Raw genomic sequence first — 2,861 nt, forward strand, 5'->3', positions numbered from 1 at the left:
CAGGCCTGACGCGCCGACTCCGTTCTCAGGGGATGCCGTGATCTCGCAGCGCTTGGCGCGATCCGCTCCTGAGAAGGCGATGTCTCCTGGGAAGCCGTCAGCGCTTCGCGGCGAGGGCTGCCTGGTAGAGGTCGCGCGAGGAGTGCCCGGTGTGGGCCGCGACCTCGGCCGCGGCGTCCTTGAGCCGCGTGCCGGAGGCGACGAGCGCCTGCACCTGCCCGAGTGCGTCCTCGAGCGGTACCTCGCCCGCCACGGCGCCCGCGACGACCATCACGAGCTCCCCGCGCACGCCCGCCTCCGCCCACGCGGTCAGCTCCGCGAGCGTGCCGCGCGCGACCTCCTCGTGCAGCTTCGTGAGCTCCCGGCACACCGCCGCCCGGCGATCCTCCCCGAAGGCCGCGCCGAGGTCGGCGAGGGTCTGCGCCACGCGCGTGGGCGCCTCGAAGAACACCATCGTGCGCGGCTCGGAGGCCAGCGCCGCGAGTGCGCGGCGCCGCTCCCCCGGCTTGCGGGCGACGAAGCCCTCGAACGTGAAGCGGTCGGTCGGCAGCCCCGACACCGCGAGCGCGGTCAGCACGGCGCTCGGCCCCGGGATCGCCGTGACCGTCACGCCGGCATCCGCCGCCGCGGACACCAGGCCGTAACCCGGATCGCTCACGGTCGGCATGCCCGCGTCGGTCAGGACGACGAGATCCTGCTCGCGCGCGAGCTCGACGAGCTCGCCCGCCTTCTGCCGCTCGTTGTGGTCGTGCATCGCAATCAGCCGCGGACGGTTGGCGATGCCGAGCGCCGCGAACAGGCGCTGCGCCGTGCGGGTGTCCTCGGCCGCCACGACGGGCGCCTGCTCGAGCACCTCGACGAGCCGGCGGGACGCGTCGCCCAGGTTGCCGATGGGCGTCGCCGCGAGGATGATCACCGGTTCAGCGTAGCCGCGGCGGGCCGGCCGACACGGCCTCGGAACGGGGCGCACGGTCGCGGGCCGATACACTGGAGGTGCTGAATCAAGGGAGTCGGATGCCTGCGCGAGCACAGGCATCCACTCGTGTGAGGGCTTCGTCCCCGCCACCTCCCGTGTCCTTCGGTTCGCGTCCCGCACCTCTCGCCTGACGGCCCTGTGCTGTCGTGGTGCGGTTTCGCCCATCCGCTCCCCGAAGGAGACCCTCATGTCCAGCGCGCCCTCGATCCGACGCCGAACCCTGCGCGGTCACCCGATCGCCACCCTCATCTCCGTGAGCTTCGGCCTGTTCATGGTCGGCCTCGACGCAACCGTCGTCCACATCGCCAACCCCGCGATCGCTGCCGATCTCGGCACGTCGTTCGCCGAGCTGCAGTGGATCACGAACGCGTACCTGCTCGGCATCGCCGTGTTCCTGATCCTCGGCGGCCAGATCGGCGACCGCTTCGGCCGCCGAAGCACCTATGTCGTCGGCGTGATCGCTTTCGCACTGGCGTCCATCGCGATCGGCGTCGTCGGCTCGACCGCTGGCGTGATCGCGTTCCGCGCCATCCAGGGCGTGAGCGCCGCCGTACTGATGCCGCAGACCATCGCACTGCTGCGCGCGACCTTCCCGCGGGAGAGGTTCGGCATGGCGGTCGGCATCTGGGGCGGCGTGTCGTCCCTCGCGATCGCCGCGGGGCCGATCGTCGGCGGCGCGCTCGTGCAGTCGGCCGGGTGGGAGTCGATCTTCTTCCTCAACGCCCCCATCGCCGCGATCGCCGTCGTGATGTCGGCGCTCGTCCTGACGGAATCCAAGGCCGCGAACACGTCGGGTCGCTTCGACATCCCGGGTGTCCTGCTCCTCGCGCTCGGCCTGGCGGCCGTGATCGTCGGCATCGCGCAGTCGGAGACCTGGGGCTGGGGCAGCCCGTTCACGATCGGCGCGCTCGCGCTCGGCGTCGCGCTGCTGGGGGTGTTCGTCCTCGTGGAGGCGCGGACGACGGACCCGCTGCTTCCGCTGACCCTGTTCCGCGCGCCCGGGTTCGCGGTGGGCGGCGTCGCGATCGCGGTGAACTTCTTCGCCATGCTCGGCGTGACGTTCTTCCTGACCCTGTTCCTGGTGAACGTCCGTGGCGCGGAGGGTCTGCTCGCCGGCGTCATGCTGCTGCCCATGTCGGCCGTCTCCATCGTGGCGTCCCCCGTCGGCGCCGTCCTGGTCAGCCGCATCGGCGCGCGCCGCACGATGGCGCTCGGTCTCGGCATGATCGCCGTCGCCTTCGTCGCGCTCACGGCGATCACCGCGGACTCGCCCTACATCGGGATGGCGATCCCGTTCGTCGTGCTCTCGCTGGGCGTGGGCTTCACCATGACGGCCGGCGCCGAGGCGATCGTCGGCAGCGCGCCCGTGCACCTCGCGGGCGTCGCGGGTGGCTTCCAGAGCACGATGCTGCAGCTCGGCGGCGCGCTCGGCACCGCCGTGTTCGCCGCGATCGTGACCGCCGGCTCGCGCGCCGGTTCGGCGGACCTGTCTCTGACGGCCGGCGAGCGCGACCGGATCTCGCAGGGCATCATCCCGGCACACCTGTCGCCGACGGATGCCGCCACCGCACTGGACGCGTTCCTCGGCGGATTCCACGCGGCGCTGGCGACGGCCGCCGTGCTCGCCGCGGTCGCCGCCGTGCTCGCGCTCGTCGCGCTGCGCGAGCGTCCGCGACCCACGATCGCTCAGGTACGCGAGGAGACGGTGGAGGCCGGCGCGGGCCACGCCTGAGCGCCTGAACGCCTGCTGCGGACGCGCGAGGACGTCCTCGGCATCCACTGATCACGGCGCGTCGACGAGGCCCCGCCCGCGTGTTCCCGGACGGGGCCTTGCCGCGCCATAGGCTTTGCGGGTGAGGATCGCGCGGCTGAGCGGAGCGAGCAC

The 2,861-nt window shown here is 72.6% G+C and carries 2 protein-coding genes; one reads left to right on the top strand and one right to left on the bottom strand.

Annotation, left to right across the window (positions count from 1 at the left end; translation table 11 throughout):
- Nucleotides 1-97: 97 nt before the first annotated feature.
- On the bottom strand, nucleotides 98-916 hold the full coding sequence (gene rsmI, locus RIF89_RS13395; RefSeq protein ID WP_309069589.1) for a 16S rRNA (cytidine(1402)-2'-O)-methyltransferase: 819 nt from the start codon (nucleotides 914-916) through the stop codon (nucleotides 98-100).
- Between the two features lie 247 nt (nucleotides 917-1,163).
- Between rsmI and RIF89_RS13400 the strand changes: the two genes are divergently transcribed.
- On the top strand, nucleotides 1,164-2,708 hold the full coding sequence (locus RIF89_RS13400; RefSeq protein WP_309069590.1) for an MFS transporter: 1,545 nt from the start codon (nucleotides 1,164-1,166) through the stop codon (nucleotides 2,706-2,708).
- Nucleotides 2,709-2,861 lie beyond the last annotated feature (153 nt).

This window comes from Microbacterium sp. (assembly GCF_031178525.1).
Classification (GTDB): Bacteria; Actinomycetota; Actinomycetes; order Actinomycetales; family Microbacteriaceae; genus Microbacterium.

Coding starts and splice junctions, on each gene's coding strand:
- RIF89_RS13400 (WP_309069590.1), top strand. CDS start 1,164: ATGTCCAGCGCGCCCTCGATCCGACGCCGAACCCTGCGCGGTCACCCG.